The organism is Streptomyces sp. NPDC037054, assembly GCF_055606745.1.
In genome coordinates this window covers 191,014-217,844 of the sequence record NZ_JBVJSJ010000005.1, presented here as the reverse complement: position 1 = coordinate 217,844, position 26,831 = coordinate 191,014, and the positions used below count along the sequence as shown (strand labels likewise).

The window sequence follows — 26,831 nt, the reverse complement described above, 5'->3', positions numbered from 1 at the left end:
GTGGACCATGGAGTACACGCAGCTCGGACGCACCGGACTCAAGGTCAGCCGACTCGTCCTCGGCACGATGAACTTCGGCCCGCAGACCGACGAGGCCGACAGTCACGCCATCATGGACGCGGCGCTGGACGCGGGCATCAACTTCTTCGACACCGCCAACGTGTACGGCTGGGGCGAGAACAAGGGCCGCACGGAGAGCATCATCGGCAGCTGGTTCGCCAAGGGCGGCGGGCGCCGCGACAAGGTGGTCCTGGCCACCAAGGTGTACGGCAACATGGGCGCCGACGGCGCCGCCTGGCCCAACCACGACAAGCTGTCCGCCGTGAACATCCGGCGGGCCGTCGACGCCAGCCTCAAGCGGCTCGGGACCGACCACATCGACCTGTACCAGTTCCACCACATCGACCGGAACACCCCGTTCGAGGAGATCTGGCAGGCCATCGACGTGCTGGTGCAGCAGGGCAAGGTGCTGTACGCCGGCTCGTCGAACTTCCCCGGTTACAAGATCGCCCAGGCCAACGAGATCGCCGCCCGCCGCGGCGGCACCATCGGGCTGGTCAGCGAGCAGTGCCTCTACAACCTCGCCGAGCGCCGCGCCGAGATGGAGGTCATTCCGGCCGCGCAGGACTACGGCCTCGGCGTGATCCCGTGGTCGCCGCTGCACGGCGGGCTGCTCGGCGGCGTGCTCAAGAAGGAGGTCCAGGGCGCCCGGCGCGCCTCCGGCCGGGCCGCCGAGACCCTCGCCGACCCCGCCGCACGGGCGCGGATCCAGGCCTACGAGGACCTGCTCGACAAGCACGGCGTGGCACCGGGCGAGGCCGCGCTGGCGTGGCTGCTGACCCGGCCGGGCGTGACGGGCCCGATCGTCGGACCGCGCACCGCCGAACAACTGGAGTCGGCGCTGCGGGCCGTGGACCTGGAACTGTCCGAGGAACTGCTGGCCGGGCTGGACGAGATCTTCCCGGGGCCGGGGCCGTCCCCGGAGGCGTTCGCCTGGTAATCGCTCCAGCCGGTCCGACCGGGTGAGACGTTCCGGCCGGCCTGGACGGCCCGGCGGGTCCGACGGTCCAGCAAGTCCAGCGGGTCCGGACGGCCCGGCGGGTCCGGACGGTCCGGCGAGTCCGGACGGTCCGACGGTCCGGCGAGTCCGGACGGTCCGACGGTCCGGCGAGTCCGGACGGTCCGGCGGGTCCGGAGGACCCAGCCGGGTCGGCCGGACCGTTCGCGGTGCGTGGCGGTGGCGTCGGTTACCGTCCCAGCGCCGCCGCCACGGCCACCACCACGAACATCAGCACGAGCACACCGGCCATGATCCGGTTGCGGGTCTTCGGGTCCACGGCACCGAGCCTAACCGGCCGCGCCCAGTGGCCAGCGGGCGACCGCCTCGTACCGGGGCTGTTCGCCGGGCACGCCCGACCTCGGCAAGTTGCTGCGGACCAGGGCGAGGTCCCGCACGGTCCACGTCCGGGACGTGAACCCGTCCAGGGCCGCCAGGTACGGCTCGACGTCCACGGCGGCCCTCGACCGCGCCACCGTCAGGTGGGCCTTGTACCGCCGGTGCTCCCCCATCGGCACCCCCGCCTTGCGCGCGGCCGCCTCGGCCCGGCCGGCCAGCAGGCGGAGGGCGTCCAGGTCGCCCCGCGCCCCGGCCCACAGGGCGCGCCCGCGCCCGAACTGCCCGCCGCCGCGCAGGGCCAGCGGAAAGGGCTCGGTGCGCCGGGCCGCCTTCGCCAGCCTGGCCGACAGGTCCGGAACGACGTCGTCCTCGACCTCGCCGTAGAAGGCGAGCGTGAGGTGCCAGCCGGGGCGGCCGGTCCAGCGCAGGCCGTCCGCGCCGGGCAGCGCCCGCAGCGCGTCCACCTCGGCGGCGAGCTCCCGCGTGACGTCGTCGGGCGGCAGCACGGCGGCGAAGAGTCTCATGCGCCCAGTCTCCCAGCGGACCTGTCCGACTCCAGGCGTGCCCTGGTCACCGTGCGTATCGTTGTACCGCGCGGCTGCACTGATCCGTGGGGCAGCCGGGGAGGAGCGCCACGATGACCGTCCTCGACGACAGGATCGAGATCGAGATGGCCGACAGCGGTGACGAGCTGACGCTCGACACGATGTTCAGGTGGCTGGAGGAGTCGCCTTTCCCCGAGGGCTACAAGACCGAGATCGTCGGGGGGAACATCTTCATGACGCCGCAGCGGGACACCCACTGGGAGATCATCGCGGCCGTGTACGACCAACTGAGGGCGGCGTACGCGCGCAAGCGCCTGAAGTCCGACGTGCGCATCGACTACCCCGGGCACCTCAACGGCTTCTCGGCGGACCTCACCCTCCTCTCCGACAACGCCGAGAAGGACGAACGGGGCCACTGGCGTTACCAGGACGTCGAGTTCGTCGCCGAGGTCATCTCCCAGGGAACCGCCGCCAACGACTACGGGCCGAAGAAGGACGCGTACGCGGAGGCCGAGGTCCCCGTCTATCTCGTCGCCGACCCCTATCAGGGGCGCTGCCACGTCTACACCCAGCCCAAGAAGGGCGAGTACCTCAGTGAGCTGACCGTCGTGTTCGGCACCGACCTCGACCTCACGGACACGGTCGTCGGCCTCACCCTCAAGACCGACGAGTTCCCCCGCGACTGAGCGGGACGCGACTGACCGCCCCGCCCTCTCACGCCACCCGCGCCATTTCCTCCCGCCGTTCCCGCGGGACGAACCGGACCTCGGGATGGCCGCGGCGCCAGCCCACCGAGAGGCGCAGGCCGCCCACCCTGGCCAGGATCAGGGCGATGACCGCCGCCGCCGTGGCCGCGATCGCGCCGCCGGCCGCGAGGCCGACCCGGGCGCCGTAGGTGTCGGTGATCCAGCCGACGATCGGGGCGCCGACCGGGGAGCCGCCGAGGAACACCATCATGTACAGCGACATGACGCGGCCCCTCATGGCCGGGTCGGTGGCCATCTGGATGGTGGTGTTGGCGGTGACGTTGACCGTCATGCCGAACAGGCCCAGCGGGATCATCAGCAGCGCGAACATCCACAGCTGCGGCGTCACGGACGCCACGATCTCGGTCGCGCCGAACACCGCGGCCGCCGCCGTCAGCACCCTCAGCCGCGCGGTGCCGCGCCGCGCGGCGAGCAGCGCGCCCGCCACCGAGCCGACCGCCATCAGCGTGTTGAACATGCTGTAGGAGCCCGCGCCCGCCGCGAAGACGTCGTCCGCGAACGCGGAGAGGTAGACGGGGAAGTTGAAGGCGAACGTGCCGACGAAGCCGACCAGGACGATGGGCCAGATCAGGTCGGGGCGGCCCGCGACGTAGCGCAGGCCCTCGCGGAGCTGGCCCTTGCCGCGCGGGGCGCGTTCCACGGTGTGCAGGTCGCGGCCGCGCATCAGCAGCAGTCCGGCGATGGGCGCGAGGAAGGACAGGCCGTTGGCGAGGAACGCCCAGCCGGTGCCGACGCCGGTGATCATGACGCCCGCGACGGCGGGGCCGATTAGGCGGGCGGACTGGAAGTTCGCCGAGTTGAGGCTGACCGCGTTCTGCAGCTGGCCGGGGCCGACCATCTCGGAGACGAAGGACTGGCGGGCGGGGTTGTCGACGACGGTGGCGAGGCCGACGGCGAACGCGGCGACGTACACGTGCCACACCTCGACGTGACCGCCGAGGGTGAGGAAGGCGAGGGCGAGGCCGGTGACGGCCATCGAGGACTGGGTGACCAGCAGGGCGGGCCGCTTGGGCAGGCGGTCGACGAGGACGCCGCCGTAGAGGCCGAAGAGGAGCATCGGCAGGAACTGCAGGGCCGTGGTCACGCCGACGGCCGTGGAGGAGCCGGTGAGGCTGAGCACCAGCCAGTCCTGGGCGATGCGCTGCATCCAGGTGCCGGTGTTGGAGACGACCTGGCCGGCGAAGAACAGGCGGTAGTTCCTGATCCGCAGCGAGCTGAACATCGAGGTCCTGCCGCGGCCGGCGCCGGGGGTGGGGGTGGGCTGCTTGTCGTGGGGGTGCGGTGCGGGTGCGGAGTGTGCTCCGGGTCCCGGACTCAACAGGGTTCGCCTCCTCTTCGGCGCTGCTTACAGGTGTGCGAGCTTCTCCAGCACGGGTGCGGCGGCGCGGATCTTCGCCCACTCGTCCTCGTCCAGGCCCTCGACCAGCGAGGCCAGGAACGCGTTCCGCTTGCGGCGGCTCTCCTCGAGCATCGCCGTGGCCTGCTCGGTCGGGGTGACGACCTTCTGGCGGCGGTCCTCGGGGTGCGGCTCCAGGCGGACCAGGCCCTTCGCCTCCAGCAGGGCGACGATGCGGGTCATCGACGGCGGCTGGACGTGTTCCTTGCGGGCGAGTTCGCCCGGGGTGGCACTGCCGCAGGTGGACAGTGTGCCGAGCACCGACATCTCGGTGGGGCTGAGGGACTCGTCGACCCGCTGGTGCTTGAGCCGACGGGACAGCCGCATCACGGCGGAGCGCAGGGAGTTCACGGCGGCAGCGTCGTCGCCATGGGTGAGGTCCGGCATCTTGTTAGCGTAACTCATTACCCTGACTAAAGACCACCGGGGTCACGTCCAGGTTCCCGAGCGCCGGGGCCCCGAAACCCCTACGTCACCCGTATGAGTGAGTCATATCCGGAAAGCGGCGGTCGGGCGGCCCGCTGCGGTGACCCTCGTGTACATGGCGACCAGCGTGCTCAGCCTGCGGATAGACGGGGAGCTGCTCGAACGGCTCCGGGACCATGCGGCGAAAAGAGGAATGAGCGTCCAGGACTACGTGGTCCGGACGCTCATTCGCGACGACTTCGACGAGCGGTTCCAGACCGCCGTCGAGGAGACGGAGAGGTTCTACGGTCAGGTCAGGCCCAGCCCCGGCATCAGGTAGTGGAAGCCGAACACCGCGGCCACCACGTACATCGCCACCGGGACCTCCCGGCCCCGGCCGGCCGCCAGGCGCAGCACCACGAAGGTGATGAAGCCCATGCCGATGCCGTTGGTGATCGAGTACGTGAACGGCATCATCAGCATCGTCACGAACGCCGGGACGGCGATCGTGTAGTCGGCCCAGTCGATCTCCTTGACCGAGCCGGCCAGGATCAGGAAGCCGACCGCGAGCAGCGCCGGGGTGGCGGCCTGCGAGGGCACCATCGTGGCGACGGGCGTGAGGAACAGCGCGACGGCGAACAGGGCACCGGTGACGACGTTCGCGAAGCCGGTGCGGGCGCCCTCGCCGACACCGGCCGTGGACTCCACGAAGCAGGTGGTCGCCGAGGAGGAGCTGGCGCCGCCGGCGGCGACGGCGATGCCGTCCACGAACAGGACCTTGTTCATGCCGGGCATCTGGCCCTGGGCGTCGGTCAGCTTCGCCTCGTCGCTGACGCCCATGATCGTGCCCATGGCGTCGAAGAAGCAGGACAGCAGGACCGTGAAGACGAACAGGACGCCGGTCAGCACGCCGACCTTCTCGAAGCCGCCGAACAGGCTGACCTCGCCGACCAGCCCGAAGTCGGGGGTGGCGACCGGGTTGCCGGGCCACTCGGGCGTCGTCAGGCCCCAGGAGGGCACGTCGGCGACCGCGTTGACGACCGCCGCGACGACCGTCATGACGACGATCGAGACGAGGATCGCGCCGGGCACCCTGCGCGTGATCAGCGCCAGCGTGAGCAGCGCGCCGAGCACGAAGACGAGCACGGGCCAGCCGGTGAGGTGGCCGCCGGTGCCGAGCTGGAGCGGGACGGTGGTCTGGGCGGCGTCCGGCATGCGCGTGACGAAACCGGAGTCGACCAGGCCGATCAGCATGATGAACAGGCCGATGCCGATGGCGATGGCCTTGCGCAGCCCGTAGGGCACGGCGCTCATGACGCGCTCGCGCAGGCCGGTGGCGACGAGCAGCATCACCACGAAGCCGGCCAGCACGACCATGCCCATGGCGTCCGGCCAGGACATCCGGGGCGCGAGCTGGAGCGCGACGACCGAGTTCACGCCGAGGCCGGCGGCGAGCGCGATGGGGACGTTGCCGACGACGCCCATGAGGAGCGTGGTGAACGCCGCCGTCAGCGCGGTCGCCGTGACCAGCTGGCCGTTGTCCAGCTGGTTGCCGTACATGTCCTTCGCGCTGCCCAGGATGATCGGGTTGAGCACGATGATGTAGGCCATCGCGAAGAAGGTGGCGAAACCGCCGCGGACCTCGCGGGACAGGGTGCTGCCCCGCTCGGAGATCTTGAAGTAGCGGTCGAGGGCGCCCTGCGGCGGCCGGGAGGGCTGCTCGGGCGCGGGGACCTTGGCGGGGGCCGAGGTGGACATGCGGAACCTCATCGCCTGCGGACTTCCCCCGAACCGCTTTGGCGTTTCCTACGAACAGAAATGGTCAGAGACAAACGGTTTCAGTATGAACATACATTCCGGGATGCGCCATCTCCGCGCGTAGACCTGATCACCTCGTAAGCTGTTCCGCATGGCGAAGTGGACTCCCAGACACGAGGCGCCGGAGCCCCTGGAGGGCCCCGTGGTCGCCACCATCGTCGGCGGCACCATCATCTGGTTCGTCCTCTTCCTGGCGCAGCTGCCGTTCTACGGCTGGTTCGACGACCGCGGGCTGACCTGGTGGGTGTGGACCTGCCTGGCCGGCGGCGGCCTCGGCCTCATCGGCGTCTGGTACGTCCGGCGCCGCGACGCGGCGATCAAGCGGGCGGCGCGGGAGCGGGAGACCGCGGAACCCGAGGCGGCCGAATAGCGGCTACTACCCCGGTAGCAGGCCCGTCGTCCCCTGGTCGGATCTTCCGGTCGGCCGACGAGTGAAGCGGCAGGCGCGCACGTACTGTCGACTGCATGACGCATCTCGACGCGGGCGCCGAAGTCGGCTCCGAGCTTCCCGGACCGTCGCCGGCGGCGGGGCTGACCACTGCTGAGGTCGCCGAGCGGGTCGCGCGCGGGCAGGTCAACGACGTGCCGGTGCGCAGCAGCCGGTCCACCGTCGACATCGTCCGCGCCAACGTCTTCACCCGGTTCAACGCGATCATCGGCGTGCTCTGGGTGATCATGCTGTTCGTCGCGCCGATCCAGGACAGCCTCTTCGGCTTCGTGATCCTCGCCAACACCGGCATCGGCATCGTCCAGGAGTGGCGGGCGAAGAAGACCCTCGACTCGCTCGCGCTGATCGGCGAGGTCAGACCCACCGTCCGCCGGGACGGGGCGGCCGTCGCGGTCGGCACGTCCGAGATCGTGCTGGACGACGTCATCGAGATCGGGCCCGGCGACAAGGTCGTCGTGGACGGGGTGTGCGTCGAGACCGACAGCCTGGAGATCGACGAGTCGCTGCTGACCGGCGAGGCGGACCCGGTGGTGAAGCGGCCCGGGGACGAGGTGATGTCGGGCAGTTTCGTCGTCGCGGGCGGCGGAGCGTTCCGGGCGACGAAGGTGGGGCGCGAGGCGTACGCGGCGCAACTGGCCGAGGAGGCCTCCCGGTTCACGCTGGTCCACTCCGAGCTGCGTTCCGGGATCTCCACGATCCTCAAGTACGTGACGTGGATGATGGTGCCGACCGCGATCGGCCTGATCATCAGCCAACTCGTCGTCAAGGACAACGACTTCAAGGACTCCGTGGCCCGCACCGTCGGCGGCATCGTGCCGATGGTGCCGGAAGGGCTCGTGCTGCTGACGTCCGTCGCCTTCGCCATCGGAGTGATCCGGCTTGGCCGGAAACAGTGCCTGGTGCAGGAGTTGCCGGCCATCGAAGGGCTCGCCCGCGTCGACACCGTCTGCCTGGACAAGACGGGCACGCTCACCGAGGGCGGCATGGACGTCACCGGCCTCACCCCCCTGAACGGCGCGGACGAGGCGGCGCTGGGCCGGGTGCTGGGCGCCCTCGGCGCGTCCGACCCGCGGCCGAACGCCTCCCTGAAGGCGATCGCCGACGCCTACCCCGAGCCCGACGGATGGCGCCCGACCCGGGCGCTGCCGTTCTCCTCCGCCCGCAAGTACAGCGGCGCCACGCTCGCCGACGGGACCGGGCGGACGGACACGTGGCTGCTGGGCGCGCCGGACGTGCTGCTGCCGGACGACGACCCGGCACTCGCGGAGACCGGGCGGCTGAACGAGGAGGGCCTGCGCGTGCTGCTGCTCGCCCGCGCCGCCCGCGAGCTGGACGACCCGGAGGTCGCGCGGGGCGCCGAACCGGCCGCGCTGGTCGTGCTGGAGCAGCGGCTGCGCCCCGACGCCGCCGACACGCTGCGGTACTTCGCCGAGCAGAACGTCCGCGCGAAGGTCATCTCCGGGGACAACGCGGTGTCGGTGGGCGCGGTCGCGGGCAAGCTGGGGCTCTCGGGACAGGTGGTGGACGCGCGGCGGCTGCCCGCTGAGCGCGGGGCGATGGGCGAGGCGCTGGACGACGCCACGGTCTTCGGGCGGGTCACGCCGCAGCAGAAGCGGGACATGGTGGGCGCCCTCCAGTCGCGCGGGCACACCGTGGCGATGACCGGGGACGGCGTGAACGACGTGCTGGCCCTGAAGGACGCCGACATCGGGGTGTCGATGGGGTCGGGCTCCGAGGCGACCCGGGCCGTCGCGCAGATCGTGCTGCTGAACAACAGCTTCGCCACGCTGCCGTCGGTGGTCGCGGAGGGCCGCCGGGTGATCGGCAACATCACGCGCGTGGCGACGCTGTTCCTGGTGAAGACCGTGTATTCGGTGCTGCTGGCGATCATGGTGGTCGTCTCGCAGGTGGAGTACCCGTTCCTGCCGCGGCACCTGACGCTGCTGTCGACGCTGACGATCGGCGTCCCGGCGTTCTTCCTGGCGCTCGCGCCCAACAAGGAGCGGGCGCGGCCGCACTTCGTGCGCCGGGTGATGCGGTACGCGATCCCGGGCGGCGCGGTCGCGGCGCTGGCGACGTTCGTGACGTACCTGGTGGCCCGGGAGCACTACACGGGCCCTCAGGCGCTGGACGCGGAGACGAGCGCGGCGACCCTGACGCTGTTCCTGATCTCGATCTGGGTGCTGGCGATCATCGCCCGGCCGTACACCTGGTGGCGGGTGGCCCTGGTCGCCGCGATGGGCGCCGGGTTCCTGCTGGTGCTGGTCGTACCGTGGCTCCAGGACTTCTTCGCGCTGAAGCTGGTCGGCGTGACGATGCCGTGGATCGCGGTCGGGATCGCGGCGGTGGCGGCGGCCACCCTGGAGCTCGCGTGGAGGTGGGTGGACCGCCGCGTACCGGCTTAGCGCGGGTGGTTAGCGCACGTCGACGAAGTCACCGGTGGCCTTGACGGCCGGGGTGGTCGTGGTGCCCACGAAGTTGTAGCGGAAGTAGCCGTCCGTCGAGGCGGTGACCGTGGTGCTGAGGTTGCCCGTCGAGTTCGACTTGATGGTCTTCACCGTGGTGTACGTGCTGGAGTCCTTCTTGCGGAACTGCAGCTTCACGTACTGGTTGGTGTAGCCGCGGTAGTCGAAGGTCTCCCAGTTGGCCCGGGACAGCTTGCCCGTGACCGTGATGGTGCGGCCCTTGGTCACCGGCTCCGGGGAGGCGTTGACGGTCAGCTTGGAGTAGCGCTGGACCTTGTGGGTCGTGTGGTAGTCGTTCCAGTAGATGTTGCCGTCGCCCGACAGGACGCCGACCGTCACCTTCCAGGTGCCGGCCAGGGAGTTCATGTACAGGTCGTAGCCCGGCGTGGCCGTGACCGTCAGCTCGCAGGTGGACGTGGTCTCGGTGGTGGGCGTGCAGGCCGCGTACTCCTCGTTCTGGACCAGCAGACCGTCGATGTTGTCGAGGTCGGTGCCGTGCCACAGGTCGACGTAGGCGTCCTCGATGCCCGCGGGGTGGGTCGCGGTGATCGAGACCTTGAAGGTCTTCGCGTAGGTGGTGCCGACGGCGAAGCCCTGGCCGCCGTTGAGCGTCACCTTGTTGACGACGGGCTCGCCCTCGGCGGCGGTGCTGAACGCCGACTTGGACGCGGAGGCGCCGAAGCGGTCGGCGGCGCTCGGCTTGTTCAGGTCCGCGTCCCCCGAAGCGTCGGCCTGCGCGGCCGGGACCAGGAGGGCGGAAAGGGCCAGGGCGCCGGAGACGGCGGCCACAGTGGCTCGAATGCGCATGCGATCCCCATGGGGAAGAAGTGATGGTGGAGCCTGTTGGCTCGTGGGATCAGATACGCGACGCGGGCGAATGGTTGTACGGAAGGTTAAGGAAATGTGCCCGCACCTTCACAAGGAGCTGTGCCGGCGCGGACACCACGGCGTGACACCCGTCAGTCGAACCAGCGGTCCCGCGCCAGCTCCTCCGTGCGGGACGGGTCCTCCAGCAGTGCCGCGACCTCGAAACGCCGCGGCCACTGGCCCGCCGCCCAGGCGAGCCCGGCGGCGACACCCTCCAGGGTGGCCGCGTGCAGGACACCGTCCGTCGTCAGGCGCCAGTCCAACTCGACGTCGTCGACGACGAGTTCCTCGTGCTCGACGTACGTGCGCGGCGTGCGCGGCCCGAGCAGCACCCGCACGGACTCCGGTACGTCGTGCTCGGCGCCCTCGGACGTGACCCGCCCGGTGACGGACTCGCTCAGCCGCCGCACCTGGAACAGCTCGGCCAGCTCCGCCGCCCGCGCCGGCGGCACCGGCAGCAGCGGCACACCCCCGGTGAACGGCAGCAGGTCCGGCGAGTCCACGACGACCGCCTCACCGGCGTCCACGACCTCCACCCGGCCGTCGACCACGGCACGCAGGTCCTCCGGCAGCGTCACCTGCTCCGGGTCCAGCGCGGCCAGCGCCCCGTACAGGGCGTGCAGTTGGGCGGCCGTGACCTCGCGGTCGGGGTCGGCGAGCCGGTCGAGGAGTTCGGCGGCGCCGCCGGGCTCGTCCAGCAGGGCCGCCACGGACGTGCGTACGCCGAGCGCCCGCAGCACCTGCTCGTCCTCGAAGCCGGTGGCGTCGGCCTCGTCGTACAGGCCGCGCAGCAGCGGGTCGCCGCCGGCCGCGCGCAGACCGGCGGGGCGGCGGCCGTCGAGGACGGGGTGCCCGCGCAGCCACCAGGCGGTGTAGGAACGTACGACCTCATGGGTGCCGTCCGGGAGCAGGACGCGGACCGGCTGGGTGATCGCGTCGCGCAGCGGCGGGCGGGCGAGCAGGGTGAGCGCCTGCGGCCACTTGTCGTCGTCGACGAGGTCCAGGTCGCGCACGGCGACGAGTTCGGTGGCGACGGGCGGGACGGGGCTGTCGGGGAAGCGGTCGAGGACGTCCTCGCTCCACACGTCGACGGCGTCCAGCAGACCGGCGTCGTCCGGTTCGGCGAAGTCGCCCTCGCGGGGCTCCAGTTCGTCCGGGTCGAGGACGACGTCGGTGGCGCGGACGAGCGCGAAGTCGACCAGCACGCCGCAGGCCGCCAGCGGTTCGGGACCCCACCGTTCGGCCAGTTCGGCGTCGACGCAGGCCAGTTCGCCCTCGCGCATCACCTGATGGAAGGGGCCGCCGGGGAAGACGAGTTCACCCGCGGGGGCGAGTTCGCCGTCCTCGTCGGGCAGGGCGAGCGCGCCGAGCCAGGGTTCGTCGCCCGCTTCGAGGCCCGCGTCGCGCACGAGGGCCAGCACGGTGTCGGCGAGTTCCTCGGCGTCGAGGGCGTCCTCCTCCCAGTTCGCGCCGCCCTCGTCGTCCAGGGACGCGGCGACGGCCGCCCGTACCTGGGGGGTCGTGAGCACGGCGCGCGGCGTCGCGGGCAGCGCGCCGAGTTTCTCCAGCAGGGGGTGCGCGGCGTCCGGGTGGGCGATCTTCAGGCCGAGCCGGGCCAGCACCTCCGGGTCGAGACCGGCCGCGTCCGGGGAGGGCAGCAGCACCTGCCGGGGGCCGATGGTGGTGCGCCCTCCCCCAGAGCCGAAAGCCCGGGAGGTACCCCCGGCCAGCGGCACGGGGAGCCCGGACAGCCGGTCGGGGTCGACACCGGCGAGGCTGTCGTACAGCCGCCGCCACCAGCCGGGCTCCTTCTCCAGGCCGGCCAGCCGGTCCACGGCGTCGGTCAGCGGCACCCGGGCCACGCCCAGCGTGCGCAGCTCCACGCGCCGTTCGAGACCGGCGGGCAGCAGCGTCGGCAGGACCTCGGCGAGGACGCGCACGGTGTCCGCGCCCGCCCCCTCGACGATCTCGGCGTCCCTCGGCCGCAGCGACTCGGGCAGCTCCGCGTCGTCGTCCGCCGGCGGCACCGCGGGCGGCAGGAACGACGTGCGGGGCAGCCGCTGGAGGATCGCGCGGCGCAGCGTGCCGTCCAGTTCGCCCTTGCCGAGCGGTCCCGGCACCAGGCCGACGACGCCGGTGGTGACCGGCCGCCACTCGGCGAGGAGGTCGGCGTAGGCGTCGGCGGCGCGCTCCACGAGGAAGTCGGTCAGCGGGCCGGGTGCGGCGTGCCGGCGGGTGGAGTCCAGCGGGAACGACGCGATGAGCAGGGCGGGCACGCCGAGCGGCTCGTCGCTGGGCGTGGGGGCGTGGACGACGGGGCTGGTGCGGGGCGCGGCCGGCCCGCCGTCGGTGTCGACGGGGACGGCCCAGGTCACCGACCAGTGGGGGCGCAGGCGCTCCTCGACGGGCCGGTCGGCGAGCAGGTCGGGCGTGAGCGGGCCGTGCGCGGTGGCGGTGCGCCAGCGGGTGGTGCCGGACCCGGAGTCCTCCACGACGGTGAGGCCGTCCTCGGTGCGGCGGCGCAGCGTGCGCGTCCCGTGGGTCTCGATCACCACCTCCTCCAGGCCGGGCAGGGCCAGCAGGAGGGCGTCGTCCACGGCGTGCAGGAGCCGCTCGGCGAGGTCGGCCGCGGCGGCGTCGCGCAGCGCCAGGATGACGGCCGTGTCGTAGGGGTCGGGGGCGCTGCCCTCGGCGGCGAACGGCAGCCGCAGCAGCGGGACGTGGCCGTCGCGGCGGCGGATCTCGTCGCCGAGGCCGGGGCTGTGCCGCGCGGTGCCGGAGGCCAGTTCGCGGGCCTCGGCCAGGGACCAGCGCACGCCGCCGTGCCGGCCGACGACGGCGGGCTCGTCGGTGACGGCGAGGACGGCGGCGAAGCCGACACCGAAGCGGCCGACGGACGGGGTGTCCCGCTTGGCGGAGGCGCGCAGCGTGGACAGCGACTCGACGCCGGCCGCGTCCAGGGGGGCGCCGGTGTTGGCGGCGACGAGGACGCCGTCGCGGAGGGTGAGCCGCAGCCTGCCGGGGCGGCCCGCGCGGGCGGCGGCGTCGGCGGCGTTCTGGGCGAGTTCGACGACGAGCCGGTCCCGGTAGCCGCCGAGGACGAGGTCCTCCTCGGCGTTGGCGTCCTCACGGAACCGGGCCGGGCTGGTGGCCCAGGCGTCCAGCACCCCGCGCCGCAGACGTGCCGTCCCGAACGGGTCCGCGCCCTCGGCTGCCGGCCGCACGAACTTGCTCACGTTCACTCTCCTCATCGGCGTGACGACGAAGGTACCGCGCTCCGGAGGGGCCGGGTGCCCGGGCGGAACCGCGGGCGAACTAACCTGAGGGGGTGCGCAACGACAACCCGAACGACAATCCCGTGGACTCCGCCGCCCCCGGAGACCGGCTGGTCCGGGTCGGAGGCGTCGTCTTCGTCGTCGGCGCGGTGGCCACGCTCGTCACCGTCGCCCCGCTGTTCCTCGGCACGACGCCCTTCCCGACGTACATGTTCCTGCTGAGCATGCTCATGGGCGTCGGTTTCCTGCTGGCCGGGGCGGGTGTGCTGCGGTCGGTCGCGGCCGGCCGGCGTCAGGCCCGCGCCTCCGAATAGCCCCCGGGCAGGCCCCCGAAAAGGCCCCGATCAGGCCGGGGCGGCGGTCAGGCCCGCGCGCCCAGGTGGGCCGTCAGCCAGGCCGGGAACTCGGTGAGGTCGGCCAGCACCACGTCCGCGCCCGCCTCCCGCAGCTCGGCGGCGTCGCACGGGCCGGTCGCCACCGCCACCGACAGGGCGCCCGCGGTGCGCGCCCCGCGCACGTCACCGGTGTGGTCGCCGACGTAGATCCCCGCGCCGTACTCGCGCAGGGCCTCCGCCTTCTGCTCCGCCCACAGGTCGCCCACGACCGCGTCCGGCTCGATGCCGAGGTGCGCGAGGTGCAGTTTGGCATTGGGCTCGTACTTGGCGGTGACGACTATCGCGCGCCCGCCCGCCTCCCGCACCGCCGCGATGGCCTCCCGGGCGCCCGTCATGGCGGGCGTCGCGGCGATGGCGGTCGTCGGGTACATCGCGCGGTACACGTCGGCCACGGCCGCCACCTCGTCGGCCGGGAACCAGTGGGCCAGCTCCTCCGCCAGCGGCGGCCCGAGCCGGGTCACCGCGAGGTCGGCGTCGATGTACGTCCCCGTCCGCTCGGCCAGCGCCGTGTAGGTGGCGTGGATGCCGGGGCGGGAGTCGATGAGGGTCATGTCCAGGTCGAAGCCGACAGTCGGCGCGGAGGAAGTCACACGGGCCATTGTGACAAGGGGGTACGACGGGCCGCCGCGGCGTCCGGGGAGCGGACCCGAGCCGCGCCCGCCGTCACCGCCGCCGCTGTGAGCGCCACACCAGGAACAGTGCCGACGCCACCGCCGCGCCCCGCACCACCCACGGCCAGGTCTCCGCGACCGCGTCGCCCATCCGGCCGTCGGCGACGGGTTCGCCCCAGCGGCCCTCCGTACGGCCCCACAGCCACACCAGGCCGGCCGTCACCGCGAGGCCGGGCAGCACCATGACCGCCCACTTCGTCTCGGCCGGGGTGAGGCGGCGCGAGCCGTACGCCAGGAGCCAGCCCAGCAGCAGCGCGAACCAGTTGCCGAGGACCGCGCCCGCGACCAGCAGGGCGGCGGCGAGCAGCAGGAGCGGGTTGCTCCAGCCGGCGGCGGGCAGGCGCGGGAGACGGCGGCGAGTGCCCTCGTCGGGGGCGGGCTCGTCGGCCTCCTCGACGCCGGGCGCGGCCCCCGCGTCGCCCTTGCCGTCCGTACCGTCCTTGCCGCCGCCGTCCTTGTCCTCGTCCGTCTCCTTCGGCGGCCGCTTCAGCAGCTCCGGGATCTCCACGCCGCCGATGAATCCGGGGACGTCGTCGCCCGGTCCCCACGGGCTGCTGTCCACCCGCCACCAGTCGGCCTGCGTCGCGCTGTCCCCCAGCTCGTGCTCGCCCGCGCGGTGCGGCGAGGACGGCACGTCGGAGGGCTCGGGTCCGGCCGGTGCGGCGGGGCGGGGGCGCGGTACGACCCGGCGCAGCCGCTTCGACCGGCTGGCGCCGTCCTCCCGTTCGCGGTCGCGCTGCACGGGCACGGCCGCGGCCGTCTCCCGCGCGGCGGCGCCGGACGCGGGGGCGCCCGCGGTGCCGGCAGCGGCGGCGACGACCTCGTCGGGGCTGCCGAGCCGGGTCAGGATGCGGCGGACGGCGGCGGGGCTGTCGACGGTGGTCTTCGCGCGCCGGCGGTCGATCTCGTTGCGCAGCTCGGCGACCAGGCGCATGCGGGTCGCGGACGGCAACTGCCGCTGCTGCGCCACGTCTCCGACGCGGCTCAGATACTCGTAGACGACCTGGTCGCTCTCGATTCCCACGCAGTCCCCTCCGGGGTGGGTGCCGTTCCCGTGGACGACCGTAGCGCAGGGCGGGCGCCGCACGTGTACGCGAACTCCGTCCGCCGGTACGGCCACTTCCGGAAGAAACCTCGGGCCCTTCCGGCGGGACGACGCGGGTCCGAACGGCGGTCACGGCCACCTGCCGTGCACCGGCACCGGCTACCGTGGGCCGGATGAGCACCGAGGAGAAGCCGACGGCCCCGCGTTCGCTCGCGGAAGCGCTCCGCGCCCGCGACGACGCCTCACTGGCCGCCCTCCTGCGCAGCCGCCCCGACCTGATCACGCCCGTCCCGACGGACATCACGCAGCTCGCCACCCGCGCGGGCACGCGCGCGTCCGTGGTGCGGGCCCTGGAGCGGCTGGACCGGTTCGCGCTCCAGACGGCCGAGGCACTGGCCGTGGCACCCGACCCGGCGGCCTACGACGACCTGCTCGGGCTCATGGCCGGCGACCCCGGAGAGGACCGCGACCGGGCCGTCGTGGCCGCGCTGCCGCGGGCGCTCGGCGTGCTGCGGGAACAGGCCCTGGTGTGGGGCGGCGACGACCGGCTGCGGCTCGTGCGCACCGCCCGCGAGCTGCTGGCGCCCTCGCCCCAGCACCCGTCGCCGACCGGGCTCGGGCCGACCGTGCGGGAGGCGACGGCGGGCATGTCGCCGGGCCGCATCCAGGAGATCGTCACCGCCGCCGGGCTGCCCTCCACGCACGACTCGGTGTCCGCGGCGGCCTCGCTCAGCGCGCTGTTCGCCGACCGCGAGCGGATGGCGGCGCTGCTCGCCGAGCTGCCGGACGACTCCCTCGACGTCCTCGAACGCCTCGTGTGGGGGCCGCCGTACGGCCAGGTCACCGCGGACCCGGCGGCCCATCTGCGCCGACTGCTGGACCGCGGGCTGCTGCTGCCGACGGCGCCCGGCACGGTCGTCCTGCCGCGCGAGGTCGCCCTGCACCTGCGCGGCGGGCGGGCGCACCGCACCCCGGAGCCGGTGCCGCCGCCCGTGACGGCCGACGCGACGCACCGTCCACAGGTTGTGGACGCGACGGCCGCCGGGCAGGCCTACACCGCGCTGACGACGGTGGCGGAACTGCTGAAGGACTGGGACGAGGGCGGTCCGGCGGTGCTGCGCGCGGGCGGCCTGAGCGTGCGCGACCTGAAGCGGACGGCCGTCGCCCTCGACGCCTCCGAGCCGGTCGCCGCGTTCTGGGTGGAACTCGCCTACGCCGCCGGGCTGCTGGCCTCCGACGGGGAGGCGGACGAGCGGTACGCGGCGACCCCGGCCTACGACGAGTGGCGGGAGCTGCCCGCCGCCGAGCGCTGGACGCGGCTCGCCACGGCGTGGCTGACGGCGACCCGGACGCCGGGACTGGTCGGCGGGCGGGACGCGAAGGACCGCACCCTGTCGGCGCTCGGCCCCGGCCTGGACCGCTCGGCGGCGCCCGAAGTACGGCACCGGGTGCTCACGCTGCTGGCCGGGCTGCCGGAGGGCGCCGCGCCGTCGGCGGACTCGGTGCTGGCCCGGCTGCGCTGGGAACGCCCGCTGCGCGGCCCGCAGTCCGAGGACGACCTGCGCAGCCGACTCGCCCGCTGGACCCTCACCGAGGCCGAACTCCTGGGCATCACCGGCCGCGGCGCCCTGTCCTCGCACGGGCGGGCCCTCCTCGGCGGGGCCCCGGCGGGCGCGGCGGGCTCAGCCGCGAAGGAGCCCGCCGCCGGGGAACCCGCCGGTCCCGGGGACAAGCTGCCCGTCCATCACCGGACCCCGCCCGCCGGTGACTCCCCCGCGCCCCATGCCCCGCCGTCCCCCGCGGAGCGGGCCGTGGCGTCCGCCGCCGCCGCCCGGGTACTGGCCCCGCTGCTGCCCGAGCCGCTGGACCACGTACTGCTCCAGGCCGACCTGACGGCCGTGGCCCCCGGCCCGCTGCGGCAGCCGCTCGCCGACATGCTGGACGTCCTCGCCGACGTGGAGTCGAAGGGCGGGGCGACGGTCTACCGGTTCACGCCCGCCTCCGTGCGCCGCGCCCTGGACGCCGGCCGGGCCGCCGCCGACCTGCACGCCTTCCTCGCCGAGCACTCCCGCACCCCCGTCCCGCAGCCCCTGACGTATCTGATCGACGACGTCGCCCGGCGGCACGGGCACCTGCGGGTGGGCGCCGCCTCGGCGTACGTGCGCTGCGACGACGACGCGATGCTGAACGAGATCCTCGCCGACAAGCGCTCCGCCGGGCTGCGGCTGCGCCGCCTCGCGCCGACCGTGCTGGCCGCGCAGGCCGACCCGGCGGCGCTGCTGGAAGGGCTGCGCGCGATGGGGTTCGCGCCGGCCGCCGAGTCGGCCGAGGGCGACGTGCTCATCACCCGCGCCGACGCGCACCGCACCCCGCCGCGCACCGCGCCCGAGCCCGTCCCGGAGGGCCCGCCGGTGCCCGACGAGACGCTGCTGGCCGCCGCGCTGCGCGCCGTACGCGCCGGTGACCTCGCGGCGACGACCCCGCGCAAACCGGCCGGCGGCGACTCCCCGGCGACGGGCGGCGAGCTGCCGCGCACCAGCTCCGCCGACACCCTCGCCACCATGCAGGCCGCCGTCCTGACCGGCGACGCCCTGTGGATCGGCTACGTCAACGCCGAGGGCGCCGCCAGCCAGCGCGTGGTCGCGCCGATCCGCGTGGAGGGCGGCTACGTGACGGCGTACGACCACACCGCGGACGAGGTGCGCACCTATCCACTGCACCGGATCACCGGCGTCGCGGAACTCGCCGACGACTGACGCCTCGGCGGACGCGACGACCGGCGGCCTACGACCGGCGCCACGACCGACGGTGACGGCCAACGGCGGCCCGGGCATAACGAGTTGCCGGACGGCACCTGACATGTGCTGAGATATGCCGTGCCTGCCTCGCCCCCCTCGCGAGCACGTCCACCGCCGATCGGCCAGGTTTGGCCGACTGGAGTGGGCGGGCTTGACGGAGGGTAAAGAGCTGAGGAGGCTTCAGGACAACGGCAGGCAAGAGCGAGCGCTGGATAGCCTGACCTGGGACGACAGTGGTTCGGCTGACTGGTGAGATGGGGTGCGTGCTTTGCCTACCGGCAAGGTCAAGTGGTTCAACAGCGAGAAGGGCTTCGGCTTCCTCTCCCGCGACGACGGCGGCGACGTCTTCGTGCATTCCTCGGTCCTCCCCGCCGGAGTCGAGACGCTCAAGCCGGGCCAGCGCGTGGAGTTCGGCGTGGTCGCCGGACAGCGCGGTGACCAGGCGCTGTCCCTCACCCTGCTGGAACCGGCCCCTTCCGTCGCGGCGGCGCAGCGCAAGAAGCCGGACGAGCTGGCATCCATCGTGCAGGACCTGACGACCCTTCTGGAGAACATCACGCCGATGCTCGAGAAGGGCCGCTACCCCGACAAGGCGTCCGGCAAGAAGATCGCCGGCCTGCTGCGCGCGGTGGCCGACCAGCTCGACGTCTGACGAGGCGCGCGGCCGGCCGGCCCGCGACACCCGCGGAGACAGCAGCGACCTACGGAAACAGCAGTGCGTCACGGCCGAGGGGCGGCACCAGCCCCTCGGCCGCCGCACGTGTGAGCAGCCCCCGCACGGCCGCGTAGCCGTCCGCGCCGAGGTCGGCGGTGAACTCGTTGACGTACAGCCCGATGTGCTGGTCGGCGACGGCCGGGTCCATCTCCTGCGCGTGTTCCATGACGTACGGGCGGGACGCCTCGGGGTCGTCCCAGGCCGCGCGCACGGACGCCCGGACGGAGTCGGCGAGCCGCCGCAGCGCGTCCGCGCCGAGCGAGCGCCGGGCGATGATCGCGCCGAGCGGGATCGGCAGGCCGGTGGTCCGCTCCCAGTGCTCGCCCATGTCGGCGAGCTTGTGCAGGCCGTAGTTCCGGTACGTGAAGCGCGCCTCGTGGATGACGAGACCCGCGTCGGCCTTCCCGTCCCGCACGGCCGGCATGATCTCGTGGAACGGCATGACGACGATCTCGCCGACGCCGCCCGGCAGGGTGTCCGCCGCCCACAGCCGGAACAGCAGGTAGGCCGTCGACGTCTCGCTGGGCACGGCGACCGTCCGGCCGGTGAGGTCGGCGCCCGCCTCCCGCGTCAGCACCAGCGGGCCGCAGCCCCGGCCGAGCGCGCCCCCGCACGGCAGCAGCGCGTACCGGTCCAGGACGTACGGCAGCACCGCGTACGACACCTTCAGCACGTCGAACTCGCCGCGCTCGGCCATGCCGTTGGTGATGTCGATGTCGGCGAACGTCACGTCGACGGCGGGGGCGCCGGGGACGCGTCCGTGGGCGAGCGCGTCGAAGACGAACGTGTCGTTCGGGCAGGGGGAGTACGCGATCCGCAGGGGCTCGCCGGCCGGGTCCGGCCCCTTCGTCGCGAACGGCTCACTGGCGGTGTACGGCTCACTGGTCATGGGGGTTCCAACTCTCCAGTACGGGCGCGAGCTTCCCGAAGCCTTCGGTGAGCGCGGCGAGGGCGTCGCCGATGCGCCAGGCGGCGCGGTCGCGCGGGCCGACCGGGTTGGACACGGCACGCAACTCCAGCACGGGGACGCCATGGGCGGCGGCGGCCTCGGCGACACCGAAGCCCTCCATCGCCTCGGCGAGGGCACGGGGGTGGCGGGCGCGGAGTTCGGCCGCGCGGGCGGCGGTGCCGGTCACGGTGGAGACCGTGAGGACCGTGCCGGTGCGGGCGCCGGTCGCGGCCGCCGCGGCCCGGACGAGTGACTCGGGCGGGCGGTGGGTGACGACGCCGAAGCCGAGGTCCGTGACCGGCAGGAAGCCGTCGGCGGTGTCCGCGCCCAGGTCGGCCGCGGTGATCTCGTCGGCGAGGACGAGGCCGCCGACGGGCGCGTGCGGCGCGAATCCGCCGGCGATGCCCGCGCTGACGACCAGGTCGTAGGGGGCGCCCTCCAGGGCCGCCGCGGTGAGGGCGGTGGCGGTGCGGGCGGCGGCGCGGGCGGGGCCCACGCCGACGGCGACGACGGTCGGGGCCCGCTCGGGGAATGCCTGTGCCACCGCGTCCCGTTCGGTCGGGACCGCGGTGGCTACCAGGACACGCGGGGTGGCAGGCGTGGTCAGGAGTCCTTCTTCAGCTTGAAGGACCACAGACCGGTGGCCTCCTTCTCGCCCTCCTTGATGGAGACCAGGGTCGAGTCGCCCTGGGCGCCGTACTGGGCGTTGAAGAAGACGCTGCCCGGGATCGTGCGGTACGTCTTGGTGCTGGAGTCCGTGAGCGGCTGGCCGTTCATCAGGATGGTCCAGCCCTTGTCGGCGATCTCCGGGTCGACGCCGAAGCGGACGGTCTCGTCCGGGTCGACGGTGATCGACTCGACGCCCGAGTCCTTCAGGCACTTCGTGAGGTCGGCGGGCTTCAGGACGTCGCCCGCGCCACCGCAGGTGGCTTCCTCGCTGACCGACGAACTGCCGACGGTCACCGTGGCCAGCGGGGTCGGCTTGTCACACGCCGACAGGACGAGCAGTCCGGCGGATACGGCGCCGGCGGCGGCGACGGCGCGGCGGCGTCGCACAGCGGATTGCAACGTGGTCATGGGCGAAGGCTATCTGGCATGTCCACCCGTCTCCCCACGAGGGTCCGGCGCGCCGCCGGAACATGGGGCCACCGGGCCGCGGAACGTGGGGCTCGCGCGCCGCGGAACGTGGGGCTCGCGGGCAGGAGGACGTGCGGCCGGGTGCCGCCGCCACCGAGCGGAAGGGGCGCTTCGTGTGCCGCCGTACGCCGCCCCTATTCGACGCGTGCCCGGGTTCCTCCGCCGTGGCGTGCCGAGGCCAGCAGGCCCCGGACCGTCGTCAGCCAGCCCGTCGCCACGATCGTCGCGCCGACCGCCAGGCCCAGCGTGCCGATCAGCGGCAGCGCGATGCCGATCGCGCCGCCCAGCACCCACGACATCTGGAGCAGCGTCTCGGACCGCGCGAAGGCCGACGTGCGGACCAGTTCGGGCACGTCCCGCTGGATCAGCGCGTCCAGCGACAGCTTGGCCAGCGCCTGGGCGAAGCCGGCGATCGCGGCCAGGCAGGCGACCAGGACCGCGCCGAAGAAGATCGCCGCCGTGACGGCCGCGCCGAGCACGAGGGCGACGACCGTGACGATGATGACCTCGGGCGCGCGCGAGCGCAGCCACGCGCCCACCGCCGTGCCGATGGCGTTGCCGGTGCCGGCGGCCACGCCCACTATCCCGAGGGACACGGCCGCGCTCTGGCCCGTCATGGGGTGCTCGCGCAGCAGGAACGCGAGGAAGAAGATCAGGAAGCCGGACTGGCAGCGGATGGCCGCGTTGGCGGCGAGGGCGTGGGTGACGGCCGTGCCGACCGTGCGCAGGCCCGGCCGCTTGACGGGCCTGAGGTGCGGGCCGTGCAGGTGCCGTTCGTCGGCGGCGAGCAGCGCGGTGTCCTCGCCCTTCGCGGAGTCGACCTTGGGCGGCAGCGTGAACGACAGGACGGTGCCCGCGATGAAGATCACAAACGCGCCGTAGAGGGGCCAGTGCGGGCCGATCTGCTGGAGGCCCGCTCCGACGGGGGCGGCGATGCCGGTGGCGAGGAGGCCGCCGAGTGTGACCCGGGAGTTGGCTTTGACCAGCGAGAACTGGGGTGGCAGGAGGCGGGGGACGACGGCGCTTCTGACGACGCCGTACGCCTTGGAGGCGACGAGCACGCCGAGGGCGGCCGGGTAGAGCTCGATGCTGCCGGTGACGACGGCGCCCGACAGGACGAGGGCGAGGAGGGCGCGGGCGAGCATGGCCCCGGCCATGGCGGCGCGGCGGCCGTGCGGGATGCGGTCGAGGAGGGGGCCGATCACCGGGGCGAGGAGGGTGAACGGCGCCATGGTGATGCCGAGGTAGAGGGCGACGCGGCCGCGGGCCTCGTCGGTGGGGACGGAGAAGAAGACGGTGGAGGCGAGGGCGACGGTGATCATGACATCGCCCGCGCCGTTCACTCCGTGCAGTTCGATGAGCTTGCCGAGGCCGGACTCGCCGGCGCCGTGGGCGTGGGTGGCGCGGCGGATCTGGCGGGCGGGGCCGGTGACCGGGAGGTGCAGCGCGCGGGCGATCGAGCGGAACGGGCCGCGTGACCGGCCCGTTCCACTGAGTCCACTGGTCCCCTTGACTGCCACCCCGTCATAGTGCCCCGAGATGGCGGGGGGTAGTGCGGATACGGCGCGGATGGGTGCCTCGTGGGTCGCGAGGCACCCATGGGCCGTCGTGCCGCGGGGCGGCGCCCGTCCCGCGGAGAGCGGGGCTTCGCAACGCCGGTGAAAGTCACGCGTGGACCGCTAACCGTCCCGTCGGTGTATGCCGAGCGCACGCGAACAGGTAGCGTGCCTAGTGCTGCGACGGCAAGGTTTGCCGGTCGCGGCACTAGCGCGCCGTGGCGAACGTTCTCGGCCGCGCGCCTGACGGCCATCCCTCAGAATGGATGACGTAGGCGCGCCCGAGCGCGATCGGACGCGGACGTCGACGCGGCCCCCGGGTTCCGCTCCGTCCGCCCCTCCGCCGGTGTGGCGCACCCGTGAGACGGCGTATGGAGAGAAGCGATACCTGTGAGCGCAGCGACAACGCGAAGCCGCACCCCTGACCGCCTGTGCGCCGAGGCCGTCGACCTCGCCCGCGCCGCCGCCGAGGAGGCCGCCGCGCCCGGTGTGGTCGGCGAGCACGTGGAGCTGGTCTCCGAGGGGGACCGGGTCGTCACGCACTTCTTCCAGTGCATGGAGCTCGGGTACCGCGGCTGGCGCTGGGCCGTGACCGTGGCCCGCGCCTCGCGCGCCAAGATCGTCACCGTGGACGAGGCGGTGCTGCTGCCCGGCCCGGACGCGCTGCTCGCGCCGGAGTGGGTGCCGTGGAGCGAGCGGCTCAGGCCCGGCGACATGGGTCCGGGCGACCTGCTGCCGACCGACGCCGAGGATCTGCGTCTGGAGCCGGGCTGGACCGGCGAGGACGAGCCGGTGGCCGGTTCGGTGGTCTCGGAGGAGATGGCCGAGCTGGTGGAGGCCGAGGACGCCGAGGTGGCGGGCGGTCCCCCGGTGACGCTGGTGCCGCCGTCGCGCGGTTCGATCTCCGCGATCGCCGACGAGCTGGGCATGGGCCGCGCCCGGGTGCTGTCCCGGTACGGGCTGCACACCGCCGCCGACCGCTGGGAGGAGGCCTTCGGGCCCAAGACGCCCATGGCGCAGGCCGCCCCCGCCGCGTGTGTGAGCTGCGGTTTCCTGGTGCGGGTCGGCGGGTCGCTGGGGCAGGCCTTCGGGGTGTGCGCCAACGAGTTCTCGCCGGCCGACGGGCGGGTCGTCTCGCTCGCCTACGGCTGCGGCGGGCACTCGGAGGCCGCCGTGATGCCGAAGCCCCCGCAGCCGGCGCCGCCGGTCATCGACGAGACGCGCGTGGACCCGTTCCCGCTGCGGCCCGCGCCCGACTCCGGCTCGGTGCCGGTCACCGAGGACGAGTCGACCGCGGAGCTGGGCCACTCGTAGCGCCTGGGCTGGGGCGTACGCCACAGCCGGAACACCCCGTGGTGGGGCACACTGGACGTTTGGCCGTGCCGGGCATCCAGAAAGGCAGCCGCGCGTGAATGGTCCGCTCATCGTCCAGTCCGACAAGACCCTGCTCCTCGAGGTCGATCACGAGCAGGCCGACGACTGCCGTCGCGCCATCGCGCCGTTCGCCGAGCTGGAGCGGGCGCCGGAGCACATCCACACCTACCGGCTGACGCCGCTCGGTCTGTGGAACGCCCGCGCCGCCGGACACGACGCCGAGCAGGTCGTGGACGCGCTCGTGCAGTACAGCCGGTACCCGGTGCCGCACGCGCTGCTGGTCGACATCGCCGAGACCATGGACCGGTACGGGCGGCTCACCCTGTCCAAGCACCCCGCCCACGGGCTGGTGCTCACCACGACCGACCGGCCCGTGCTGGAGGAAGTGCTGCGGTCCAAGCGGGTCGCTCCGCTGGTCGGGGCCCGTATCGACCCGGACACGGTGGCCGTGCATCCCTCGGAGCGCGGGCAGATCAAGCAGGTGCTGCTGAAGCTGGGCTGGCCCGCCGAGGACCTCGCCGGGTACGTCGACGGCGAGGCGCACGCCATCGACCTGGACGAGAACGGCTGGGCGCTCAGGCCGTACCAGAAGCAGGCCGTGGAGAACTTCTGGCACGGCGGCTCCGGCGTGGTCGTGCTGCCCTGCGGCGCCGGGAAGACGCTGGTCGGAGCCGGTGCCATGGCGCAGGCCCGGTCGACGACGCTGATCCTCGTCACGAACACGGTGTCCGCCCGGCAGTGGAAGCACGAGCTGGTGAAGCGGACGTCGCTGACCGAGGACGAGATCGGCGAGTACAGCGGGACCCGCAAGGAGATCCGGCCCGTCACCATCGCCACGTACCAGGTGCTGACCACCAAGCGGAAGGGTGTGTACCCGCACCTGGAGCTGTTCGACTCGCGGGACTGGGGTCTCGTCGTCTACGACGAGGTGCACCTGCTGCCCGCGCCCGTGTTCAAGTTCACCGCCGATCTCCAGGCCCGGCGCCGCCTCGGGCTCACGGCGACGCTGGTGCGGGAGGACGGCCGTGAGTCGGACGTGTTCTCGCTGATCGGCCCCAAGCGGTTCGACGCGCCGTGGAAGGAGATCGAGGCGCAGGGCTACATCGCGCCCGCCGACTGCGTCGAGGTCCGGGTCAACCTGACCGACTCGGAGCGGCTCGCGTACGCGACCGCCGAGGCCGAGGAGAAGTACCGCTTCTGCGCCACGACCGCCACGAAGCGGAAGGTGACCGAGGCGATCGTGCGGCGGTTCGCCGGGCAGCAGATCCTCGTCATCGGGCAGTACATCGACCAACTCGACGAGCTGGGCGAGCACTTGAACGCGCCGGTGATCAAGGGCGAGACGTCGAACACGCAGCGGGAGAAGCTGTTCGACGCGTTCCGGCAGGGGGAGATCTCCGTGCTGGTGGTGTCCAAGGTCGCCAATTTCTCCATCGACCTGCCCGAGGCCACGGTCGCCATCCAGGTGTCGGGCACCTTCGGCTCGCGCCAGGAGGAGGCGCAGCGGCTCGGGCGGGTGCTGCGGCCGAAGGCGGACGGGCACCAGGCGCACTTCTACTCCGTCGTCGCCCGCGACACCCTCGACCAGGACTTCGCCGCCCACCGGCAGCGCTTCCTGGCGGAGCAGGGCTACGCGTACCGGATCGTCGACGCGGACGAGCTCCTCGCGGGGAGCTGAGCGGCCCACAGCGCGAGCAGGGCCAGGCCGAGCAGGGGGTACGGCGAGGCGAGGGGCTGCTGCCACCACGGCAGGCGCAGGTCGAGGTCGCCCTCGTGCGGCAGCAGCCACATCGTGCGCGCCGTGAAGAGGACCGCGGTGGCGGCGGCCAGTGCGGTGCGGCCCTCCGCCCACAGGACGGCCACCAGCGGCACGCACCACACCCAGTGGTGGGACCAGCTGATCGGGGACACCAGCAGGGCCGTGAACGCCGTGAGGAGGACGGCCCGGCGGTCGTCCCCGGCGCGGTGGGCCAGCCAGAGGCCGAGGACCGCGACCGCCAGCGCCGGGACGGCCCAGGCGGCGCCGGGTGCCGGGTCGGCCAGGAGGCGGGCGGTCAGTCCCTGGAGGGACTGGTTGTCCACGATCCACGCCTTGCCGACGCGGCCGGTCTCGTAGAGGCGGCGGGTCCAGAAGTCGAGGGCGGCGGCGGGCAGGACGAGGGCGCCGAGGACGACCGTCGCCGCGAAGGCGGCGGTGGCCGTGGCCGCCTCCCGGTATCTGCGGCGCAGCAGCAGGTAGGCGACGAAGACGGCCGGGGTGAGCTTGACGCCGGCCGCGACGCCGATGGCCGCGCCCTTGAGGCGGGCGCCGCCGGGCCGGGTGAGGTCCCACAGGACGAGGCAGGCGAGGGCCAGGTTGATCTGGCCGAAGAGGGCCGTCTGGAAGACGGGTTCGAGCCACAGGGCGACGGCCGTGGCGGCGCACAGTGCCGGGAGGGGCAGCGCCCGGCCCGCGAAGCGCGCGGACAGCCGGACCAGGCAGGCGGTCAGGAGCACGTTCCCGGCGAGGAAGACCGCCTTGAGGACGGGGACCGGAAGCCAGGTGGTGGGGACGAACAGCAGCGCCGCGAACGGCGGATAGGTGGCGGGCAGCCGCCACTCGGTGACGGTGAAGCCGTACAGGTCCCCGCCGCGGGCGACGGCCCGGCCCTCGGCCCGGTAGACGAGCACATCGGCCATGGGTGCCCGCTGGGCGACGCACAGGACGGCGAAGGCGGTGACGGAGACGGCCAGGAGGAGGACGGCGGACGCGGAGGTCGATCGGCGGGCGGGCGCGGAGGGTGATCGGCGGGCCACCCGGCGACCCTAG

Annotated in this window: 23 protein-coding genes; 10 read left to right on the top strand and 13 right to left on the bottom strand. The window is 73.4% G+C overall.

Annotated elements, in window-relative coordinates:
• Nucleotides 1-7 precede the first annotated feature (7 nt).
• Nucleotides 8-1,000 (top strand): aldo/keto reductase, encoded by a 993-nt coding sequence (locus tag ACZ7D7_RS14415; RefSeq protein ID WP_470824482.1) that lies wholly within the window; start codon nt 8-10, stop codon nt 998-1,000.
• A 347-nt stretch (nt 1,001-1,347) separates the two neighbouring features.
• On the opposite strand, the gene thpR is transcribed toward ACZ7D7_RS14415, so the two are convergent.
• Nucleotides 1,348-1,920: an RNA 2',3'-cyclic phosphodiesterase gene (gene thpR, locus ACZ7D7_RS14410; protein ID WP_470824481.1), complete on the bottom strand. Its 573-nt coding sequence runs from the start codon at nt 1,918-1,920 to the stop codon at nt 1,348-1,350.
• Nucleotides 1,921-2,033: 113 nt separating this feature from the next.
• On the opposite strand from thpR, the gene ACZ7D7_RS14405 reads away from it, so the two are divergent.
• Complete coding sequence (locus ACZ7D7_RS14405) at nt 2,034-2,627, top strand: Uma2 family endonuclease (RefSeq protein ID WP_470824479.1); 594 nt, start codon at nt 2,034-2,036, stop codon at nt 2,625-2,627.
• Nucleotides 2,628-2,655: 28 nt separating this feature from the next.
• On the opposite strand, the gene ACZ7D7_RS14400 is transcribed toward ACZ7D7_RS14405, so the two are convergent.
• Together ACZ7D7_RS14400 and ACZ7D7_RS14395 are read right to left on the bottom strand one after the other, a co-directional pair.
• Entirely contained in the window at nt 2,656-4,026 is a 1,371-nt protein-coding gene (locus ACZ7D7_RS14400) for an MFS transporter (RefSeq protein ID WP_470824478.1), read from the bottom strand.
• Nucleotides 4,027-4,053: 27 nt separating this feature from the next.
• Nucleotides 4,054-4,491, bottom strand: a complete 438-nt coding sequence (locus ACZ7D7_RS14395) for a MarR family winged helix-turn-helix transcriptional regulator (protein WP_470824826.1) — start codon at nt 4,489-4,491, stop codon at nt 4,054-4,056.
• 154 nt (nt 4,492-4,645) lie between these two features.
• On the opposite strand from ACZ7D7_RS14395, the gene ACZ7D7_RS14390 reads away from it, so the two are divergent.
• The gene (locus ACZ7D7_RS14390) at nt 4,646-4,849 is read left to right on the top strand and encodes a ribbon-helix-helix protein, CopG family (protein WP_470824477.1); all 204 of its coding nucleotides are present in this window, start codon (nt 4,646-4,648) and stop codon (nt 4,847-4,849) included.
• Here ACZ7D7_RS14390 and ACZ7D7_RS14385 read toward each other — a convergent pair.
• Complete coding sequence (locus tag ACZ7D7_RS14385; protein WP_470824476.1) at nt 4,819-6,267, bottom strand: NCS2 family permease; 1,449 nt, start codon at nt 6,265-6,267, stop codon at nt 4,819-4,821. The genes ACZ7D7_RS14390 and ACZ7D7_RS14385 overlap by 31 nt on opposite strands.
• A 151-nt stretch (nt 6,268-6,418) precedes the next feature.
• Here ACZ7D7_RS14385 and ACZ7D7_RS14380 point away from each other — a divergent pair, with 151 nt between their 5' ends.
• Nucleotides 6,419-6,697, top strand: coding sequence for a DUF2530 domain-containing protein (locus ACZ7D7_RS14380; protein ID WP_470824475.1), 279 nt, complete (start codon nt 6,419-6,421; stop codon nt 6,695-6,697).
• A gap of 95 nt (nt 6,698-6,792) precedes the next feature.
• Complete coding sequence (locus tag ACZ7D7_RS14375) at nt 6,793-9,180, top strand: HAD-IC family P-type ATPase (RefSeq protein ID WP_470824474.1); 2,388 nt, start codon at nt 6,793-6,795, stop codon at nt 9,178-9,180.
• A 9-nt stretch (nt 9,181-9,189) separates the two neighbouring features.
• Here ACZ7D7_RS14375 and ACZ7D7_RS14370 read toward each other — a convergent pair whose 3' ends face one another.
• Nucleotides 9,190-10,047, bottom strand: a complete 858-nt coding sequence (locus tag ACZ7D7_RS14370) for a DUF5707 domain-containing protein (protein WP_470824472.1) — start codon at nt 10,045-10,047, stop codon at nt 9,190-9,192.
• A 152-nt stretch (nt 10,048-10,199) separates the two neighbouring features.
• Nucleotides 10,200-13,343 carry a sacsin N-terminal ATP-binding-like domain-containing protein gene (locus tag ACZ7D7_RS14365; protein ID WP_470824471.1) on the bottom strand — a complete coding sequence of 1,048 codons (3,144 nt, stop codon included), beginning with the start codon at nt 13,341-13,343 and terminating at the stop codon, nt 10,200-10,202.
• Nucleotides 13,344-13,435: 92 nt separating this feature from the next.
• On the opposite strand from ACZ7D7_RS14365, the gene ACZ7D7_RS14360 reads away from it, so the two are divergent.
• Nucleotides 13,436-13,696, top strand: a complete 261-nt coding sequence (locus tag ACZ7D7_RS14360; RefSeq protein WP_470824470.1) for a hypothetical protein — start codon at nt 13,436-13,438, stop codon at nt 13,694-13,696.
• Between the two features lie 47 nt (nt 13,697-13,743).
• On the opposite strand, the gene ACZ7D7_RS14355 is transcribed toward ACZ7D7_RS14360, so the two are convergent.
• Together ACZ7D7_RS14355 and ACZ7D7_RS14350 are read right to left on the bottom strand one after the other, a co-directional pair.
• Nucleotides 13,744-14,376 carry an HAD family hydrolase gene (locus ACZ7D7_RS14355; protein ID WP_470824469.1) on the bottom strand — a complete coding sequence of 211 codons (633 nt, stop codon included), beginning with the start codon at nt 14,374-14,376 and terminating at the stop codon, nt 13,744-13,746.
• Nucleotides 14,377-14,440: 64 nt separating this feature from the next.
• Complete coding sequence (locus ACZ7D7_RS14350) at nt 14,441-15,472, bottom strand: hypothetical protein (RefSeq protein WP_470824467.1); 1,032 nt, start codon at nt 15,470-15,472, stop codon at nt 14,441-14,443.
• Between the two features lie 194 nt (nt 15,473-15,666).
• Here ACZ7D7_RS14350 and ACZ7D7_RS14345 point away from each other — a divergent pair, with 194 nt between their 5' ends.
• Together ACZ7D7_RS14345 and ACZ7D7_RS14340 are read left to right on the top strand one after the other, a co-directional pair.
• Nucleotides 15,667-18,249: a helicase-associated domain-containing protein gene (locus ACZ7D7_RS14345; RefSeq protein ID WP_470824465.1), complete on the top strand. Its 2,583-nt coding sequence runs from the start codon at nt 15,667-15,669 to the stop codon at nt 18,247-18,249.
• 310 nt (nt 18,250-18,559) lie between these two features.
• Nucleotides 18,560-18,943, top strand: coding sequence for a cold-shock protein (locus ACZ7D7_RS14340; RefSeq protein ID WP_358654323.1), 384 nt, complete (start codon nt 18,560-18,562; stop codon nt 18,941-18,943).
• 49 nt (nt 18,944-18,992) lie between these two features.
• Here ACZ7D7_RS14340 and ACZ7D7_RS14335 read toward each other — a convergent pair whose 3' ends face one another.
• From ACZ7D7_RS14335 to ACZ7D7_RS14320, 4 genes are all read right to left on the bottom strand, one after another.
• Nucleotides 18,993-19,895 carry a 1,4-dihydroxy-6-naphthoate synthase gene (locus tag ACZ7D7_RS14335; protein WP_470824464.1) on the bottom strand — a complete coding sequence of 301 codons (903 nt, stop codon included), beginning with the start codon at nt 19,893-19,895 and terminating at the stop codon, nt 18,993-18,995.
• Nucleotides 19,885-20,589, bottom strand: a complete 705-nt coding sequence (locus tag ACZ7D7_RS14330; RefSeq protein ID WP_470824463.1) for a futalosine hydrolase — start codon at nt 20,587-20,589, stop codon at nt 19,885-19,887. Before ACZ7D7_RS14330 ends, ACZ7D7_RS14335 begins: the two co-directional genes overlap by 11 nt.
• A complete protein-coding gene (locus tag ACZ7D7_RS14325) occupies nt 20,559-21,032 on the bottom strand; it encodes a DUF2771 domain-containing protein (RefSeq protein WP_470824462.1) in 474 nt (157 codons plus the stop codon). Before ACZ7D7_RS14325 ends, ACZ7D7_RS14330 begins: the two co-directional genes overlap by 31 nt.
• A 194-nt stretch (nt 21,033-21,226) precedes the next feature.
• Nucleotides 21,227-22,612 (bottom strand): MFS transporter, encoded by a 1,386-nt coding sequence (locus tag ACZ7D7_RS14320; RefSeq protein WP_470824461.1) that lies wholly within the window; start codon nt 22,610-22,612, stop codon nt 21,227-21,229.
• A 426-nt stretch (nt 22,613-23,038) separates the two neighbouring features.
• Here ACZ7D7_RS14320 and ACZ7D7_RS14315 point away from each other — a divergent pair, with 426 nt between their 5' ends.
• The gene (locus tag ACZ7D7_RS14315; RefSeq protein ID WP_470824460.1) at nt 23,039-23,962 is read left to right on the top strand and encodes a DUF3027 domain-containing protein; all 924 of its coding nucleotides are present in this window, start codon (nt 23,039-23,041) and stop codon (nt 23,960-23,962) included.
• Nucleotides 23,963-24,056: 94 nt separating this feature from the next.
• Nucleotides 24,057-25,700, top strand: coding sequence for a DNA repair helicase XPB (locus ACZ7D7_RS14310; RefSeq protein WP_470824459.1), 1,644 nt, complete (start codon nt 24,057-24,059; stop codon nt 25,698-25,700).
• Here the strand turns inward: ACZ7D7_RS14310 and ACZ7D7_RS14305 are convergent.
• Nucleotides 25,652-26,818: a glycosyltransferase 87 family protein gene (locus ACZ7D7_RS14305; protein WP_470824457.1), complete on the bottom strand. Its 1,167-nt coding sequence runs from the start codon at nt 26,816-26,818 to the stop codon at nt 25,652-25,654. The two genes, ACZ7D7_RS14310 and ACZ7D7_RS14305, sit on opposite strands and share 49 nt — an antisense overlap.
• Nucleotides 26,819-26,831: the final 13 nt, after the last annotated feature.

Bases quoted from the DNA above. Each gene is read 5' to 3' on its own strand.
- ACZ7D7_RS14415 (WP_470824482.1), top strand. From the start codon at position 8: ATGGAGTACACGCAGCTCGGACGCACCGGACTCAAGGTCAGCCGACTC.
- thpR (WP_470824481.1), bottom strand. From the start codon at position 1,920: ATGAGACTCTTCGCCGCCGTGCTGCCGCCCGACGACGTCACGCGGGAG.
- ACZ7D7_RS14405 (WP_470824479.1), top strand. From the start codon at position 2,034: ATGACCGTCCTCGACGACAGGATCGAGATCGAGATGGCCGACAGCGGT.
- ACZ7D7_RS14395 (WP_470824826.1), bottom strand. From the start codon at position 4,491: ATGCCGGACCTCACCCATGGCGACGACGCTGCCGCCGTGAACTCCCTG.
- ACZ7D7_RS14390 (WP_470824477.1), top strand. From the start codon at position 4,646: ATGGCGACCAGCGTGCTCAGCCTGCGGATAGACGGGGAGCTGCTCGAA.
- ACZ7D7_RS14385 (WP_470824476.1), bottom strand. From the start codon at position 6,267: ATGTCCACCTCGGCCCCCGCCAAGGTCCCCGCGCCCGAGCAGCCCTCC.
- ACZ7D7_RS14380 (WP_470824475.1), top strand. From the start codon at position 6,419: ATGGCGAAGTGGACTCCCAGACACGAGGCGCCGGAGCCCCTGGAGGGC.
- ACZ7D7_RS14375 (WP_470824474.1), top strand. From the start codon at position 6,793: ATGACGCATCTCGACGCGGGCGCCGAAGTCGGCTCCGAGCTTCCCGGA.
- ACZ7D7_RS14370 (WP_470824472.1), bottom strand. From the start codon at position 10,047: ATGCGCATTCGAGCCACTGTGGCCGCCGTCTCCGGCGCCCTGGCCCTT.
- ACZ7D7_RS14355 (WP_470824469.1), bottom strand. From the start codon at position 14,376: ATGGCCCGTGTGACTTCCTCCGCGCCGACTGTCGGCTTCGACCTGGAC.
- ACZ7D7_RS14345 (WP_470824465.1), top strand. From the start codon at position 15,667: ATGAGCACCGAGGAGAAGCCGACGGCCCCGCGTTCGCTCGCGGAAGCG.
- ACZ7D7_RS14335 (WP_470824464.1), bottom strand. From the start codon at position 19,895: ATGACCAGTGAGCCGTACACCGCCAGTGAGCCGTTCGCGACGAAGGGG.
- ACZ7D7_RS14325 (WP_470824462.1), bottom strand. From the start codon at position 21,032: ATGACCACGTTGCAATCCGCTGTGCGACGCCGCCGCGCCGTCGCCGCC.